At 69.4% G+C, this 15,344-nt stretch carries 11 protein-coding genes and 2 tRNA genes; 4 read left to right on the top strand and 9 right to left on the bottom strand.

All coding sequences use genetic code 11. The features are described from left to right. Positions 1-2: 2 nt before the first annotated feature. From BM355_RS12595 to BM355_RS12585, 3 genes are all read right to left on the bottom strand, one after another. Positions 3-1,955, bottom strand: coding sequence for an ABC transporter ATP-binding protein (locus BM355_RS12595; RefSeq protein ID WP_091699189.1), 1,953 nt, complete (start codon positions 1,953-1,955; stop codon positions 3-5). A gap of 20 nt (positions 1,956-1,975) precedes the next feature. Continuing rightward, on the bottom strand, positions 1,976-3,121 hold the full coding sequence (locus tag BM355_RS12590; protein ID WP_218154347.1) for a P-loop NTPase family protein: 1,146 nt from the start codon (positions 3,119-3,121) through the stop codon (positions 1,976-1,978). 244 nt (positions 3,122-3,365) lie between these two features. Further along, entirely contained in the window at positions 3,366-4,604 is a 1,239-nt protein-coding gene (locus BM355_RS12585; RefSeq protein ID WP_245760813.1) for an MFS transporter, read from the bottom strand. 98 nt (positions 4,605-4,702) lie between these two features. Here BM355_RS12585 and BM355_RS12580 point away from each other — a divergent pair, with 98 nt between their 5' ends. Beyond that, positions 4,703-6,127, top strand: coding sequence for a phosphomannomutase/phosphoglucomutase (locus BM355_RS12580; RefSeq protein WP_091699186.1), 1,425 nt, complete (start codon positions 4,703-4,705; stop codon positions 6,125-6,127). A gap of 7 nt (positions 6,128-6,134) precedes the next feature. Here the strand turns inward: BM355_RS12580 and BM355_RS12575 are convergent, their stop codons facing one another. The 3 genes from BM355_RS12575 to BM355_RS12565 form a co-directional block, all read right to left on the bottom strand. Continuing rightward, positions 6,135-8,324 carry a RecQ family ATP-dependent DNA helicase gene (locus BM355_RS12575; protein ID WP_091699184.1) on the bottom strand — a complete coding sequence of 730 codons (2,190 nt, stop codon included), beginning with the start codon at positions 8,322-8,324 and terminating at the stop codon, positions 6,135-6,137. A gap of 104 nt (positions 8,325-8,428) precedes the next feature. Further along, entirely contained in the window at positions 8,429-9,436 is a 1,008-nt protein-coding gene (locus BM355_RS12570; RefSeq protein WP_143109504.1) for a phosphotransferase, read from the bottom strand. A gap of 161 nt (positions 9,437-9,597) precedes the next feature. Further along, positions 9,598-11,445, bottom strand: a complete 1,848-nt coding sequence (locus BM355_RS12565) for a phosphoenolpyruvate carboxykinase (GTP) (RefSeq protein ID WP_091699179.1) — start codon at positions 11,443-11,445, stop codon at positions 9,598-9,600. Positions 11,446-11,693: 248 nt separating this feature from the next. Between BM355_RS12565 and BM355_RS12560 the strand changes: the two genes are divergently transcribed. Further along, positions 11,694-11,770 (top strand) — tRNA-Arg (locus BM355_RS12560). A gap of 76 nt (positions 11,771-11,846) precedes the next feature. On the opposite strand, the gene BM355_RS12555 is transcribed toward BM355_RS12560, so the two are convergent. The 3 genes from BM355_RS12555 to upp all read right to left on the bottom strand — a co-directional run bounded on the left by BM355_RS12555 (position 11,847) and on the right by upp (position 14,519). After that, positions 11,847-12,410, bottom strand: coding sequence for a SixA phosphatase family protein (locus BM355_RS12555; protein WP_091699176.1), 564 nt, complete (start codon positions 12,408-12,410; stop codon positions 11,847-11,849). Between the two features lie 126 nt (positions 12,411-12,536). After that, on the bottom strand, positions 12,537-13,379 hold the full coding sequence (locus tag BM355_RS12550; RefSeq protein WP_091699174.1) for a winged helix-turn-helix domain-containing protein: 843 nt from the start codon (positions 13,377-13,379) through the stop codon (positions 12,537-12,539). 504 nt (positions 13,380-13,883) lie between these two features. Further along, complete coding sequence (gene upp, locus BM355_RS12545; RefSeq protein ID WP_091699171.1) at positions 13,884-14,519, bottom strand: uracil phosphoribosyltransferase; 636 nt, start codon at positions 14,517-14,519, stop codon at positions 13,884-13,886. Between the two features lie 229 nt (positions 14,520-14,748). On the opposite strand from upp, the gene BM355_RS12540 reads away from it, so the two are divergent. Both BM355_RS12540 and BM355_RS12535 read left to right on the top strand, forming a co-directional pair. Continuing rightward, positions 14,749-15,201 carry a nucleoside deaminase gene (locus BM355_RS12540; protein ID WP_245760815.1) on the top strand — a complete coding sequence of 151 codons (453 nt, stop codon included), beginning with the start codon at positions 14,749-14,751 and terminating at the stop codon, positions 15,199-15,201. A gap of 43 nt (positions 15,202-15,244) precedes the next feature. Beyond that, positions 15,245-15,335: transfer RNA gene (locus BM355_RS12535), tRNA-Ser, on the top strand. Positions 15,336-15,344 lie beyond the last annotated feature (9 nt).

The raw sequence follows: 15,344 nt of genomic DNA, 5'->3' as shown, positions 1-15,344 counted from the left end.
GCTCAGGGGGCGTCGATGGTCCAGACGCGGTGCCCCGGGGCGATCGCCTCCGGTGCGGAGGAGGTGAACAGCACCACGCCCGGGTAGTCGGCGAGCTCCTCGCGCAGCAGGTCGATGCCGGCCGCATCCAGGTCCGCGTCGATCCCGTCCAGCACCAGCAGCGGCGGATCGTCCATCAGCGCACGGCCGAGCTTGAGCCGTGCCCGCTGGGACGCGCTCAGCGGCTGCCCGCCGTTCTTCAGCCGGGTCCCGGTGCCGTTGGGCAGGGCTTCGACGGTCTCCACCAGGCCGACCCGGTCCAGGGCCCGCAGCATCTGCTCCTCGTCCGCCGAGGGGTGCCGATAGGTGATGGAGCGGGAGACGGAACCGCGCTCGAGCGGGATCCGTGCGGAGGCGTGGCCCAGCAGCCGCCGGCGCTGACGGCCCGGGGCCCGCGTGTAGTCGTAGCCGTCCACCATCATCACCAGCTCCGGCACCTCGTGGCCCTCCGGCCCCGGGGTGTTCTGCCCGGCGAGCAGGGCGGCCAGGAACGGCTGGATCCGTCCTGGGTCATGGGAGTGCACCAGGATCCGCTCCCCCGCACGGGCCGCGAGCAGCGGGGCGCGCTGGCCGTCCACGCACATCCGGGAGATCCGCAGTCCGTGGCGGCCGGTCACCTCACGCTGACGCGGCACCTCCTTCCAGGCCTGCTCGCGCAGCCGCTCATCCTCCTGCAGACGGTCCGCCTGACTCAGCAGCGGCGCCTGGATCCTGCGGGCGGCCTTGTAGTTCTGGCGGTACTCCACCACCCGGCCCAGCTCGCCCAGCGGGGCGGCCATCACGCCCACCAGGGTCAGCGCCGAGGCCACACCGGCGGCGTCCACCAACCCCAAGGCGCCCAAGGTGACCACCGCTGCGGTGGACAGGGCGGCGGCGGTGATGGCCAGGGCACGCACCAGCCCGGTCACCTTCGCCCGCGCGACGGCGGCGCCCACCACCTTGCCGGAGTCACGGTCCAGCGCGTTCAGCTCACGCTTGACCCCTCCGGCGGCCTGGATGGACTCCCCCGCCTGGACAGTGTCCGCGATCCGCGCAGACATCCGCCCCCGACGACGGCGCAGGTGCCTGGCGCGTTCGAAGGTCGCCTTGGCCAGGGGCGGCAGCAGGACCACCAGCAGCAGGATGGGCGCCCCGACAGCCGCACCCACCAGCGGCGTGGACAGGGTCAGCACGGCGACCAGCACGGCGATCAACGGCACCGCGGTGACCAGGGGAACCAGCCCTTGCGAGATCCAGTTCCGCACGGCGGTCAGATCGTTCGAGGCACGGGTGATGGTCACCCCCAGCGAGGGGTTGCCTGCCCCGGCCAGCGCCGAGCCGATCAGCCGGCGGCGCTGCTCGAACACGTAGTCCTGCCCCAGATCCTCGGCCACCACGCGCTCGGCCCACCGTGCCGCTCCCAAGGAGAGCACCGCCCCGGCCAGCAGGGCCAGCTGAGGCCAGGGGATGTAGGTCCCCATCTGCGCCAGGGCTGCCGGGTTCAACGCGTGCCCGTCCGGGCCGACGCCCGAACGCAGGGCCTGGTTCAGCTGGGCCGGTCCGCCCAGCAGGGCGTCCACGGTGAAGGCCATCACCAGGGCCATGGCTGCCTGGAACACGCCCAGCAGCAGGAGGAGCACCAGCAGCCAACGACGACGGCCCCGCCAGACGGTGGGCATCCGCTCGTCCCGGCCCCACGCCTCAGTGCCCTCGTCGTCGGACTCGGCCGGGCCCGGGGCAGATCCGTCCTGCGCCACGGCCAGCTCCGCGGGATCCTCCGGCTCAGGTGACTGGGCACTGAGGCGGAAGACCCGTGGGCGCTGCCGGGCGTCGTCGGGATCTGCTGAACGGGTGGCCATGATGTCCTCGAGCGTGTGCTGGACGGGGGTCCGCGCAGGGGTCTGCTGCAGGGCGGAGGGGCGGGGGGCGGCTGGCACCCTCAGGGGGCTCCGTGGGCTCAGCGCCGCGGGAGCAGGTCCCGTGCGGTGTCAGCGGCGGTCATCCCGAAGGTGTCCAGGACCGGGACGTCCAGCACCTGGCGGGCCTCGGCGGTGGCCAGCGGCGAGGAGGTCAGCACGCCCGAGACGGCGGCCACCTCGAGTCCGGCCTCCTGCAGCTCCCGCACACCGGCCACGGCGCCCAGGGCGTCCGAGGCGGCGAAGACCACGGTGTCCAACACGGACTGGAAGAGCGGATCACGCAGCAGGCGGGCAGTTTCGCCCTGGTAGACGCCGTCGGCGATCTCCACGACCACCACGTCCGTGTCCGTCTCGGAGAGGGCGTCGATCAGGTTCACGGTCAGGGAGCGGACCTGTTCGTACTCGAGCTTGAAGGTGGTGGGGAAGCCGAAGTCGGTGAAGTCCAGGACCTTGGCGGCACCGCCGTCGTGGTAGATCATCGGGTCATTTCCGGCACCGGTGCCGGTGGACTTGCCGGCGGAGACCTTCAGGCCGGCGTTGGTCAGCCCGTTGACCAGGCAGGCCATGGCCGTGGACTTGCCGGAGTTCATCGAGGTGCCCAGCACGCCGATCACCCGCGGACGGCCCGGCAGGGGTGCGACCTCGGCGCCCACCGTGGCGGGCAGCGGGCGCAGCTGGTACGGGGAGAAGCGGGTCAGGTTGACCACACCGTGCTCGTCCGCCAGCAGGCCCAGGGGCTCGATCCGCGTGGGGTCATCCATGTTCACGTGCTGCTCGGTGACCATCCCGGCCACACCGCCGGCGGCCACCAGGTGGCAGGGCTCCAGGGAGTCCGGGACGTGCGCCAAGAACTGGTCGGCGGCGTAGCGGTTGCCGTAGGCCAGCATGATGATCGCGCCCTCGAACAGGATGGCCTTGCGGGACTCCGGGGTCTCCACCCGCTTGTGGTTCAGGATCTCGGTGACCCGGGCGATGACCACGTCTCCGGCCTGCGGGACCACGGTCGCACCGGTGGCCAGGTGGAAGCGGGACGGATCGGACTCCAGGGCCTGAGCGGCGAACCGGGTGGTGTAGGAGGACTGGATCCGGGCAGGCAGCTCGGCTCGCTGATGGCCCTGAGCCGTGTGGGCGGCGATGATCGGCAGGGAGGAGGTCTGGCTCTGCATCTCGAAGGTGCTGGTCATGGCGTACGCCTTTCCCGGAAGTCCGTCGGTGACCACCTGCGTGGCTGACGGAGTGACTGTCCTGGTTCGAAGTCTGGAGTTCGTTCGGCGTCGAGGTTCCTCCTCGGCGTTGAGACCATCAGACCAGCGCTGGATGAGCAGTGGATGAACCACGGATGAGACCGCTCTCATCTTCGACGGCGCAGCGGCGGAAGGCCCGTCCTTCCAGGTCAGATCCGGGGCGATCAGGGGTGGGTGATGCTGATCACGCAGATCGATCTGGAGTCTGGGAAGGCTGCTCCATGCCTGTTCCGCGCAGCAGCACCAGCGCCAGCACTCCGGCGATCACCGCCAGCCCGACGGTCATCAGGACGGTGCCGGCCCACCCGTGCTCGGCCAGGAAGACACCGCCCAGCCAGCCGAACAGGCTCGATCCCCCGTAGTAGCCCAGGTTGTACAGGGAGCTGGACTGGGCTCGGCCGGCCCGCGCCGCCGTTCCAGCCCACCCCGAGGCCACGGAGTGCGCTCCGAAGAATGCACCGGTGAACAGGACGGTGCCGGCCAGGATCGCCACCAGATGCGGGAGGAGGGTGATCAGGACACCGATGATCATCAGTGCGATGCTGGCCAGCAGCACTGTTCCCCGACCGTGCCGGACCGCCAGCCGCCCCGCCACCGGGGAGGACCACGTCCCGGCGAGGTAGGCCACGAACACCAGGGAGATCACCGAGAGCGGCAGCAGGAAGGGCTCCTCGGTGAGATGGAAGCCCAGGAAGTTGTACATCGCCACGAAGCCGCCCATCAGCAGCATGCCCTGGGCGTAGATCGCCAGTAGCCGGGGCGATCTCAGGTTCCCGGTCAGCGCAGAGATGGCCTCGGAGAATGAGGACCGACCCCGGGTGAACCGGCGTGACGGCGGAGCCAGCAGCAGGAACCCCACCGCGCACACCACGGCCATGAGCGTCACCGAGAGCATCCCGATCCGCCAGTGCGTGAGCTCGCCGATGGGCGCGGCCACCAACCGCCCGGCCAGTCCGCCCAGAGTGGTGCCGGCGATGTAGGTGCCAGCGGCCACGGCCGACCAGCGCGCATGGACCTCTTCGCTCAGGTAGGCGATGGCCAGGGCGGGGACCCCACCCAGGGCCGCGCCCTCCAGGAACCTCAGCGCCAGCAGCAGGTCGAACTGCGGGGCCAGGGTGGCCGCCAGGGAGCACAGGCAGGCGATGAGCACGGCCCATCCCATGGAGCGCAGTCGTCCCCAACGGTCCCCGGCGTAGGACCAGGGGATCACGCCCAGCGCCAGGCCGAGGGTGGCCGCGGAGATGGACAGCGCCGCAGAGGAGGCGCTGATGCCCAGGTCACCGCTGATCAACGGCAGCAGCCCTTGTGGTGAGTACAGCTGGGAGAACGTGGCTACACCCGCCAGGAACAGGGCCCAGAGCAGTCGCCGGTATCCGCCCTGACCCGGCTCGTGTCCGGCCCATTCCGTTCTGGAGTTCTGCACCCCACGACTGTAGGACGATCTGCCCCTCTGCGGGGGCACACGACGCCCGTCTCCGCGCTGACCTGGGCTGTCAGTCCGGTCCTCTACGATGGACTCTCGTGACGACTTCTGTGGATCTGACCCAGTCCTTCAAGGCCTACGACGTGCGCGGCATCGTCGGCGAGACCATCACACCCGAGTCGGTGCGCGCTGTGGGCGCGGCCTTCGTGGACGTGCTGGAACTGACCGGGAAGCGCGTGCTGGTGGGCGGTGACATGCGTCCGTCGACCCCGGAGTTCATGCAGGCCTTCACCGAGGGCGCCACCGCTCGCGGTGCCGATGTGGTGCAGGTGGGTCTGATCTCCACCGACATGCTCTACTACGCCTGCGGCGTGGAGGACGCGGCCGGTGTGATGTTCACCGCATCCCACAACCCGGCCGAGTACAACGGCATGAAGATGTCCCAGGCCGGGGCCGTCCCGGTCTCATCGGACACCGGGCTCTACGAGATCCGTGACGTCGCCCAGGGGTACCTGGACAGCGGCGAGATCCCCCCGGCCGACTCCACGGGAACGGTCACCGAGATGGACCTGGTCTCCGGGTACGCCACCTACCTGCGCTCGCTGGTGGACCTCTCCGGTGGACGGCAGCTGAAGGTCGTGGTCGACGCCGGCAACGGCATGGCTGGCAAGACCACTCCGGCGGTCCTGGGCGACGCCGTGCTCGAGGGGCTGCCGCTGGAGATCGTCCCGTTGTACTTCGAGCTGGACGGCACCTTCCCCAACCACCCCGCCAATCCCCTGGAGCCGGAGAACCTGCGGGATCTACAGGCCGCCGTGCTGGAGCACGGCGCGGACATCGGCCTGGCCTTCGACGGTGACGCCGACCGGTGCTTCGTGATCGATGAGAAGGGGCAGCCGGTCTCTCCGTCGGCGGTGACCGGACTGGTGGCACGCCGGGAGATCGCCCGGGCCCAGGCTGGCAGCGAGGTGCACGCCGCCGAGACCGAGCCGGTGGTCATCCACAACCTGATCACCTCGCGCGCAGTTCCCGAACTGGTTCTGGCCTCCGGCGGTCGGCCCGTGGAGACCCGGGTGGGCCACTCCTTCATCAAGGCGGTCATGGCCCAGGAGCGCGCCGTGTTCGGCGGCGAGCATTCGGCCCACTACTACTTCCGCGACTTCTTCAACGCGGACACCGGCATGCTGGCCGCCATGCACGTACTGGCGGCCCTGGGCGAGCAGGACGGACCGCTCTCAGAGCTGGCCGAGGAGTACGACCCCTACGTGGCTTCCGGTGAGATCAACTCCACGGTGGAGGACAAGCAGGGCGCCGTGGACCGCGTGCTGGAGCGGTTCGCCGACCGAGACGTCACCGTGAGCACCATGGACGGCACCACCGTGAGCGCGGCAGACGGCTCCTGGTGGTTCAATCTGCGTCCGTCCAACACGGAGCCGTTCCTTCGCTACAACGGTGAGGCCCAGGATGAGCAGACCATGGCGTCGGTGCGTGATGCCGTGCTGGAGATCGTCCGCGAGGGCTGAGCCCCGATCATCCGGCCAGGGCGAGCACCAGGGGCAGCACGCCGTCCGCCCCGGCCTGGCGCAATGCGCGTCCGGTGACGGTGAGCGTCCATCGGCTGTCGGCCATCTCGTCCACCAGCAGCACCGGACCCTGACGACCCGATCCCGGTGCCGACTGCAGCTGTTCGGCCATGGTCTCCGGGACGGCGAACTGGTCCCACACCGAGGCCAAGCGGTACGCGCTGTTGCCGCCGGGACCGGTGAGCGGTCCGTGGCCGCGTACCGAGAGTTCCCCCAGGTAGGGCAGCTGACCGATCTGGGCGATGCCCTCGGCGAAGGAGCGCACCAGCTGCGGCCGGCGGCGTGACGGCACGGAGACCACGGCGATCGGACGTTCAGTCCAGCCCCATTGGGCGAGCACCTGGACCGCGGCCTGCAGCAGATCGGAGTCGATGGGTCCGTCACCGGCACTGTCTTCCCGGTCGGAGAACAGCTCGCGCAGCCGTCCGCCCCAGCCCAGATCGGTCAGTCGCGCCACGGCCCGCCCCCCGCCGCACTGCTCCTCTGCCGGAATGCGTCCCTTGACCTGGACCCCGAGCCGGTCCATGCCGCTGGGCCACATGGTGCGGGGCTCCACCGGCACTCCGACTCGCCGCAGTGAACTGTCCGCCGCCGCCCGGGCCTGCTCACCCACTCCCGTGGGGTACCAGGGCCCAGCGCAGGTGTCGCACCGTCCGCAGGGGGCCGCCTGCGGGTCGTCGAGGACTCGCGCCAGGAATTCCATCCGGCATCCGGTGGTGTTCTCGTAGTCGAGCATCAGATTCTGTTCGTGGACCCGGGCCTGGGCCACGCGCCCATACCGCTCACCGTCGTAACTCCACGGCTGATCCGTCCGGCGCCATCCACCGCCGACGCGCTCCACCGCACCGTCCACGGCCAGCACCTTCAGCAGCAGCTCCAACGGGGTGCGGCGCAGGTCCACCCGTGTCTCCAGGGCCGGCACGCTCAACGCTCCTCCCGCCCGCTCCAGCTCCTCCAGCACGGCCCGCGCGCGGTGTTCGTCCGGCATGGAGGTGGTGGCGAAGTACTGCCAGATCTCCCGGTCCTCTGTGCCCGGGAGCAGCAGCACGTCGGCGTGGTCCACGCCGCGGCCGGCACGTCCGACCTGCTGGTAGTAGGAGACCGGCGAGCTCGGGGCGCCCAGGTGGACCACGAATCCCAGGTCCGGCTTGTCGAACCCCATGCCCAGGGCGGAGGTGGCCACGAGCGCCTTGACCTGGTTGTCCTTCAGCGCCTGCTCCAGCTCGGCGCGCTGCTCAGGGTCGGTGCGTCCGGTGTAGGCGGCGACCGCGTATCCGGCGTCCTTGAGCGCCTGGGCGGTGTCCTCCGCCGCAGACACGGTCAGTGCATAGACGATCCCGGAACCCGGCAGCTCGTTCAGGTGGTTGAGCAGCCAGGCCAGCCTGCTGGCGGGGCTGGGCATCCTCAGCACGCCCAGGCGCAGCGAGGCGCGCGCCAGGGGTCCGCGCAGGACGAAGACGTCGTCATCGGAGTCCACTCCCAGCTGTTCCACCACGTCGGTGACCACGCGCTGGTTGGCGGTGGCCGTCGTCGCCAAGACCGGGACACGGGCCTCACCGCGGCCGGGAAGTCGGGCGATCAGGTCGCGGATGCGCCGGTAGTCCGGACGGAAGTCGTGCCCCCAGTCGGAGATGCAGTGGGCCTCGTCGATCACCAGCAGGCCCATGCGCCGAGTCAGCTCCGGCAGCTGCTCGTCTCGGAACCGGGGGTTGTTCAGTCGTTCCGGCGAAACCAGCAGGACATCCACGGTGTCCTCATCGAGTCGCTGGCGCACGTTGTCCCAGTCGGTGGCGTTGGCGGAGTTGATGGACTCGGCGCGGACTCCCGCGCGGGCCGCCGCCGAGACCTGGTCCCTCATCAGCGCCAGCAGAGGCGAGACGATCAACGTGGGTCCAGCACCGCGGGCCCGCAGCAGCAGGGAGGCCACGAAGTACACCGCAGACTTGCCCCAGCCGGTCCGCTGGACCACCAGTGCCCTGCGGCGGCCCGAGACCAGTGCCTCGATCGCCTCGAACTGCCCCTCATGGAAGACGGCGTCCTCCCGTCCGACCAGCCGGCGCAGCACCTGCAGCGCCTCCTCGTGAAGGTCCGGGGCAGGGTCTGGGGTCACTGCGTCGCGCGTGTTCAGGTGCTCCATGGGTTCAGTCTTGCAGTCGGCACGGACGAGCTGTGTTCTGCCGTGCGGCGTGTGGATCGCTCAGCGGTCCTGGACCGCTGTGCAGGAGCACGAGCGGGGACGGTTCAGACCGCGGCGTCCCTGACCTGGGCCAGGCGTTCCACCTGCCGCGCCACCTGACGCTCGTAGATCGCAGAGCGGGCATGGCCAGCCAGCTTCCGGCTGCGCACCGGATAGCGCAGGAGCATCTCCATATGGCTCAAGGCCAGTTCCTCGGCAGGCGTGTAGGAGCTCTTGCTCGCGGAGTCGTGGAAGGTGGACAGCACCAGTCCCAGCGTGCGTTCCGGGTCACCGGCGTAGAGGTGGAGCTTGGCGGCGTCGCGCATGATCGGCCACTCACCGGAGTGCTCCCAGTCGACCAGCGCGATCCCGGTGGGGGTGCGGAGCACATTCGAGGCGACCATGTCCCCGTGGGACCAGGACCAGCGCAGCCCGTGGTTCCATTCGAGGAGATGGGACACCCACGATCCCAGCTCGGAGGGGATGATCCCGGTCTGCAGCACCTCGGCCCACCGGGCGACCCGGGACGACTGGTGGTGAGCTGACAGAGGGATGCGTCTGACGCCATGTCCAGCATGGACCGCGGACAGGCCGGCGAGGATCCCCGGTGCGGCTTCGTCCAGTTGAGCGGCCGAGGTGAGGGATCGGCCATCCAGCCACCTCTCCACCAGATACGGCAGTCCGCGGGAGAGCTCACCGTGGGACACCAGGGCGGGCATGAGACCCGGAGCATGGCGCTCGACGATGCTGTGGGCCTGGACAGCCCTCTGGATGCCGTTGAGCCCAGTGGCAGCTGGGGGCTGGATGGCCAGGGTGAGGCCGTCGTGGGTGTATGCGGCGCGCAGCTTGACGGCGGCCTGGATGTCGAACTTGGCCATCACCAGGACGTCAGCGCGCAGACGCGCGGTCAGCTCCTGCACGCCGTCTGCGTCGGGGCCCCAACCGGACCGCTGAGGGGCTGGGATCAGCCGTTCGGCGGTCACGGGGAGCTGTGGCCGACGCACCACGCGATCACGCACCCAGTACGTGGCGGATCGGAACGAGGCCGGCAGCTGCCGGTCGGCACGCTCCACGCGCACCACAGCTGTCAGCCCGGCGACCAGGCGGGAGACGACAGCCGGATCCGACCCGTGCCGATGACGAACATCGGCACGGGCGCGGTCGGTGGCCTCAGCTGCCTGGAGAGCTAGACGGTCCAGGCGCCGTCGGACACGCCGGAGGCGCGCCTGGCCTCTCAGGAGGTGGCTCCCAGACGCTGCTTCAGGCCCTCCAACTGCGAGGAGATCGAGTCCGGGAGGGAATCTCCGAAGCGGTCGAACCACTCCTGGATGGACTGCACCTCTGCGGTCCACTCCTCACGGTCCACCTTCAGGGCGTCCTCGAGATCGCTGTCAGAGACCTCCACGCCGTTCAGGTCCAGGGACTCCGGGGTCGGCACGAAGCCGATGGGGGTCTCCTGGGCGTCGGCGCGACCCTCCAGGCGCTCCACGACCCACTTGAGCACGCGGGAGTTCTCGCCGAAGCCGGGCCAGGCGAAGCCGCCATCGCGATTGCGGCGGAACCAGTTGACCAGGTAGATCCGGGGCAGCTTCTCAGCGTCCACCTTGCCGGAGACGTTGACCCAGTGCTTGAGGTAGTCGCCGGCGTCGTAGCCGATGAAGGGGAGCATGGCCATGGGGTCGCGGCGCACCACGCCCACGGCACCGACGGCGGCGGCGGTGGTCTCCGAGGAGAGCGTGGCGCCCTTGAAGATGCCGTCCTCCCAGTCGAAGGACTCGGTCACCAGCGGAATGGTGGTCTTGCGACGACCGCCGAACAGGATGGCGTCCAGCTTCACCCCGTTGGGTTCGGAGTATTCCGGAGCCAACATGTCCGTCTGGTCGATCGGGGTGCAGAAGCGGGAGTTCGGGTGGGCTGCCGGGGTCTCAGACTCCGGGGTCCACTCGTTGCCGCGCCAGTCGGTCAGGTGCTCGGGGACCTCATCGGTCATGCCCTCCCACCAGACGCCGCCGTCGTCGGTGAGGGCGACGTTGGTGAAGATCGAGTTGCCCTTGGCGATGGCACGCATGGCGTTGGGGTTGGTGGACCAGCCGGTGCCCGGAGCCACACCGAAGTAGCCGGCCTCCGGATTGACCACACGGAACTCGCCGTCCTTGCCGGCGCGGATCCAGGTGATGTCGTCGCCCAGGGTCTCGGCCTTCCAGCCCTCCACCGTGGGGTCGATCAGGGCCAGGTTGGTCTTGCCGCAGGCCGAGGGGAAGGCGCCGGAGATGGTGTAGGACTTGCCCTCCGGGCTGGTCAGCTTCAGGATCAGCATGTGCTCGGCGAGCCAGCCCTCGTCCCGGGCCATCACCGAGGCGATGCGCAGTGCGTAGCACTTCTTGCCCAGCAGGGCGTTGCCGCCGTAGCCGGAGCCGTAGGACCAGATGGAGCGCTCCTCGGGGAAGTGCACGATCCACTTGGTCTCGTTGCAGGGCCAGGCCACATCCTGCTGTCCGGGCTCCAGCGGAGCACCCACGGAGTGCAGGGCCGGGACGAAGAACGCCTCGGTCTCCTCCATCTTCTTCAGCACGTCCGCGCCGATGCGCGCCATGATGCGCATGGAGGTGACCACGTAGGCGGAGTCGGTGATCTCCACGCCGAACTTGGGGTCATCGGCATCCAGATGTCCCATGACGAACGGGATCACGTACATGGTCCGACCGCGCATCGAGCCACGGAAGGCGTCGTTGAGGATGGACTTCATCTCAGCCGGGTCCATCCAGTTGTTGGTGAAGCCGGCGTCCTCCTCCTTCTCAGAGCAGATGAAGGTGCGGTCCTCGACGCGGGCCACATCGGCAGGGTCGGAGAACGCCGCGTAGGAGTTGGGGAACTTGTCCTCGACCAGCTTGGTGAAGGTCCCGGCCTCGACGAGCTCGCCGGCCAGGCGGTCGTACTCCTCCTGCGATCCGTCCACCCACACCACGGAGTCGGGCTCGGTGAGCTCCACAACCTCCTTCACCCAGTCCAGCAGCTTGGCATAGCTGGTCGGCGCATCCGCCACCACTCGTTCTGCGAGCGTGGGCGCGGTGCTGTCTGCCATGAGGAATCCCTCCGTCGGGTCGCTGCGAGATATCCGGGGCCACCCAGGGCGCCACCGCGCGTGCGCGGTCTGCACTCCCTTGTGCGTCCACCGTGTCCCTGCCATCCTACCCGGCGCGCAGCACCGCCCTGGGCGGGATGACGCACCGTGGAAAGGGCCTCTCGCGCGGCTTTGCCACTTCGGACAGTCGACGATTTGGCGCACCGCCCAACCGCATGTATAGTTCTTCGAGGCCCGTCAGAGGCCATGCGCCCTTAGCTCAGCTGGATAGAGCGTCTGTCTACGGAACAGAAGGTCAGGGGTTCGAATCCCTTAGGGCGCACCACAGCACCACCGAGTCAGGCCCGGACACCACGTCCGGGCCTGACTCGTCTCTCGAGACCATCAGATTCCGAGGCCGGTCAGGGGCGAGGCACCGTGAAGTGCGTCATCCGCGCATCGCGTCCGTCCAGCGTGGCCCATGGCCCCGGGACGCGGAAGACCTGCAGACCCAGGGTCGGGCACCGCTCTGCCATGGCCATCACGGCCTCTTCGTCTGAGTCCACCGAGGCCAGGCGCATCCCGAGCTCCTGGACCCATGGCATGTGTCCAACCACCATCAGAGACCGCACCTGCTCCTCGGTCTCGTTGATCACCGCCAGCGCCTGCGAGGCAGAGGCCTCGTAGAGGCGGGAGTCCAGATACGGGGTGGGGGCCTTCTCCCCCAGCTCCGAGCAGACCCACATGCAGGTCTGGCGGGTCCGGACGGCGCTGGAGCAGACGATCGACTCCGGCACCAGCCCCTGCTCCACCAGCCAGCGCCCGGCCAGCGGGGCCTCACGCTCACCCCTCCCGGCCAGGGGCCGGTCGTGGTCCGGGACACCCACCGGCCAGTCGGCCTTGGCATGGCGCAGGATGATCAGCGTCTTCTCGCCGGTGCGGTCCACGTGCTGGTCCGGTCCTTGATTCACGACGTCGGCAGGCATGGTCCCAGCGTACGTCTCCTCCTGGCGCGTGCCAGGTGCGCGCGGCGCAGATGCCAAGGAGGCCCCCGACCATGCAGTCGGGGGCCTCCGGCATTCGTGGACCGGCGGGTCCAGCGGCAGTTCAGATCAGATGCTGTACTCCGGAGCGGCCCAGACGACGACCTCGGGGTGCTCGTAGAAGCGGTAGCCCTGGCCGCGGACGGTGCGGACAGTGGCGGAGAGGCGGCCGAGCTTGGCGCGCAGGCGGCGGATGTGGACGTCGATGGTGCGCTCGTTGGGCACCTCGTCCGAGTTCTTCCAGAGCGAGTCAAGCAGCTCTTCACGCCCCACGGTGCGGCCGCCGTTCTCCACCAGGTAGTTCAGCAGCTCGAACTCCTTGTAGGTCAGGTTCAGGCCTTCACCGTCCAGCATGACCTCGCGGCGGGCCAGATCGATCAGCACACCGGGCTGGCGGGTGGAGACCGGGGCGGGGGCCTGCTGCAGGTCCGGGCGAGGGCCGCCCTGGATGGTGGGATCGCCCAGCACCTGGCGGACGACCTCCAGGTCAGAGCCAGGGGCGCCAGCCGGGGCGATGGCCACGGCCGCGTGAGAGGCAGAGCCGGCCACCAAGGACTCTACGTAGTGCCGCAGCTCGTTGGCCAGGCGGGTCAGCGAGGTCCCGGCAGCCGAGGCGGCGGACTCGTCCATGCCCACGTAGAGCACGAAGCCACGGGCCTCGTTCTCCTGGGCCACGGCCTGCGGGCCGGGGATGCCGTTGGGGGCCAGGACCGGCATGGGGCTGGTCTGGGGAGCGGCAGAGGCAGCAGATTCGCCCTGCTGAGGTGTGGGCTCCGGGACCGAATGCAGTGCACGTCCGCCCGGCATCCCCGCATAGTTCCCGCCATGGGCGCGGTAATGCTCGGCCATGGCGGCTCGGCGCTGCGCATTGCGGACGGAGATGTGGACGTAACCCTGCGGTGCTGTGGTCATGGACGTTCCCTTGCGTCTTTCGGGCTGGGCCGCTCAACGGGGATGTCGACGCCGGATCACGGCCTCACATCCACAGCCGGTGGCTCAGCGAACCTCCTGCCCACTGCGTCTGGCAAGCGGGGTCACCGCAACTGCCTGACTGGCGTGGAGTAGGGGGCGGATGGTCATGTGACCACTGTGTGTCGTCACAAACAACTCTCGCAAGTAACACTGGACCATTCGTCTCACCATGCGAGACAAACCGTCTCTTTTGTGGGCAAGATCACACCTGCGGAACCTGGGAAAACGGTGTGAAAGAGGTCTTGAATGTTTCACACCACGCGGTCCACGGCACTTTCAGCGGCGAGCAGGGACCTCGACTCCTGGATACCGACGCCTGAGAGCCCTTCGATCAGCGAGAGCGGATTATGCCGACCAGGCACCCACCTCGTCAAGCGGAGCGCGCGCGGCCCTCGTACGTCCACATTCTGGACAGTGCACGCGGGCCGACCCTCGGCCGCCCGACTACTCGGCCAGGCCGTACAGGCGGTCGCCGGCGTCGCCGAGCCCGGGGACGATGTAGGCGTTCTCGTCCAGCCGCTCATCGATGGCGGCCACGAAGAGGTCCACCTCCACGCCCTCCAGCTCGCGCTCCAGGCGCTCGATCCCCTCCGGCGCGGCCAGCAGGCAGATGCAGGTCACCCGGGAGGCGTTGCGCTCGTACAGGAAGCGGATGGACTCCACCAGGGTGCCGCCGGTGGCCAGCATGGGATCCAGCACGAACACGTGCCGCCCGGTCAGGTCGGCGGGCAGCCGTTCGGCGTAGGTGACGATGTCCAGCGTCTCCTCGTTGCGGGCCATGCCCAGGAACCCGACCTCAGCCGTGGGCGCCATGCGCACCATGCCCTCGAGCATGCCCAGTCCGGCACGCAGGATCGGCACCACCAGCGGGGTGGGGCGGGCCAGGCGGCGTCCTGTCGTGGAGGTGACGGGAGTCTGGATGTCCACGTCCTCCATGGCCACATCACGCGTGGCCTCGTAGGCCAGGAGCATGACCAGCTCCTCGGTGAGCTGACGGAAGGTGATGGAGGGGGTCTCCTTCTTCCTCAGCACCGTGAGCTTGTGGGCGACCAGCGGATGTTCGACGACCTGTACGCGCATGGTGCCAGCCTACCGGCCACACTCGCCCGGCCCGTCGGCCCGGGCAGTGCCGGAACCCCGCACAGACACCTCCCGACGACGGCCCCTCCCCTACGCTGGTCAGGTGACCTCCCAGCCCCCGCCTCCTCACCCCCGCGCCCCGCGCGAGGCGACCTCTGAGCGTGCCGTGACGGCCGTCGTCGGGAAGGGTGTGACTGCGACTTCGGGGCGCGAGCAGAGGGAGCGCTGGATGGGGCTGGCACTGGCTGAGGCCGCGAAGACCGAGGCAGCGGGGGACGTGCCGATCGGGGCGGTGGTGATCGGGCCGGACGGGCAGGTGCTGGGCGCCGGGTTCAACGAGCGGGAGGCCGGTGGTGATCCGACCGCGCACGCCGAGGTGCTGGCGCTGCGCCGGGCGGCGCAGGCCCGCGCGGTGAGCGGGAAGGGCGACGGCTGGCGGCTCTCGGACTGCACGCTGGTGGTCACCTTGGAGCCCTGTGCCATGTGCGCCGGGGCGATGGTGCTGGCGCGGGTGCCGCAGTTGGTGTTCGGGGCCTGGGATCCCAAGGCCGGAGCCTGCGGGTCGGTGTTCGACGTGGTGCGCGAGCCGCGGCTGAACCACTGGGTGGAGGTCCATCCGGGCGTGCGGGAGGACGAATGCGCGGAGCTGCTGCGTGAGTTCTTCCGTGCGCACCGCGGCTGAGTTTGGGCGAGCTTGGCAGAGTCGGATATGCTCGACAGGCCGTGGTGACGTGTCCGAGCGGCCGAAGGTGCAACACTCGAAATGTTGTGTACGGTAACCCCGTACCGTGGGTTCAAATCCCACCGTCACCGCCATTCGCACAG

Origin of the sequence: Micrococcus terreus (genome assembly GCF_900116905.1) — a bacterium.
Classification (GTDB): Bacteria; Actinomycetota; Actinomycetes; order Actinomycetales; family Micrococcaceae; genus Citricoccus; species Citricoccus terreus.
Note: the sequence above shows the minus strand (reverse complement) of the source record. Positions and strands in the feature narration are given on the sequence as shown.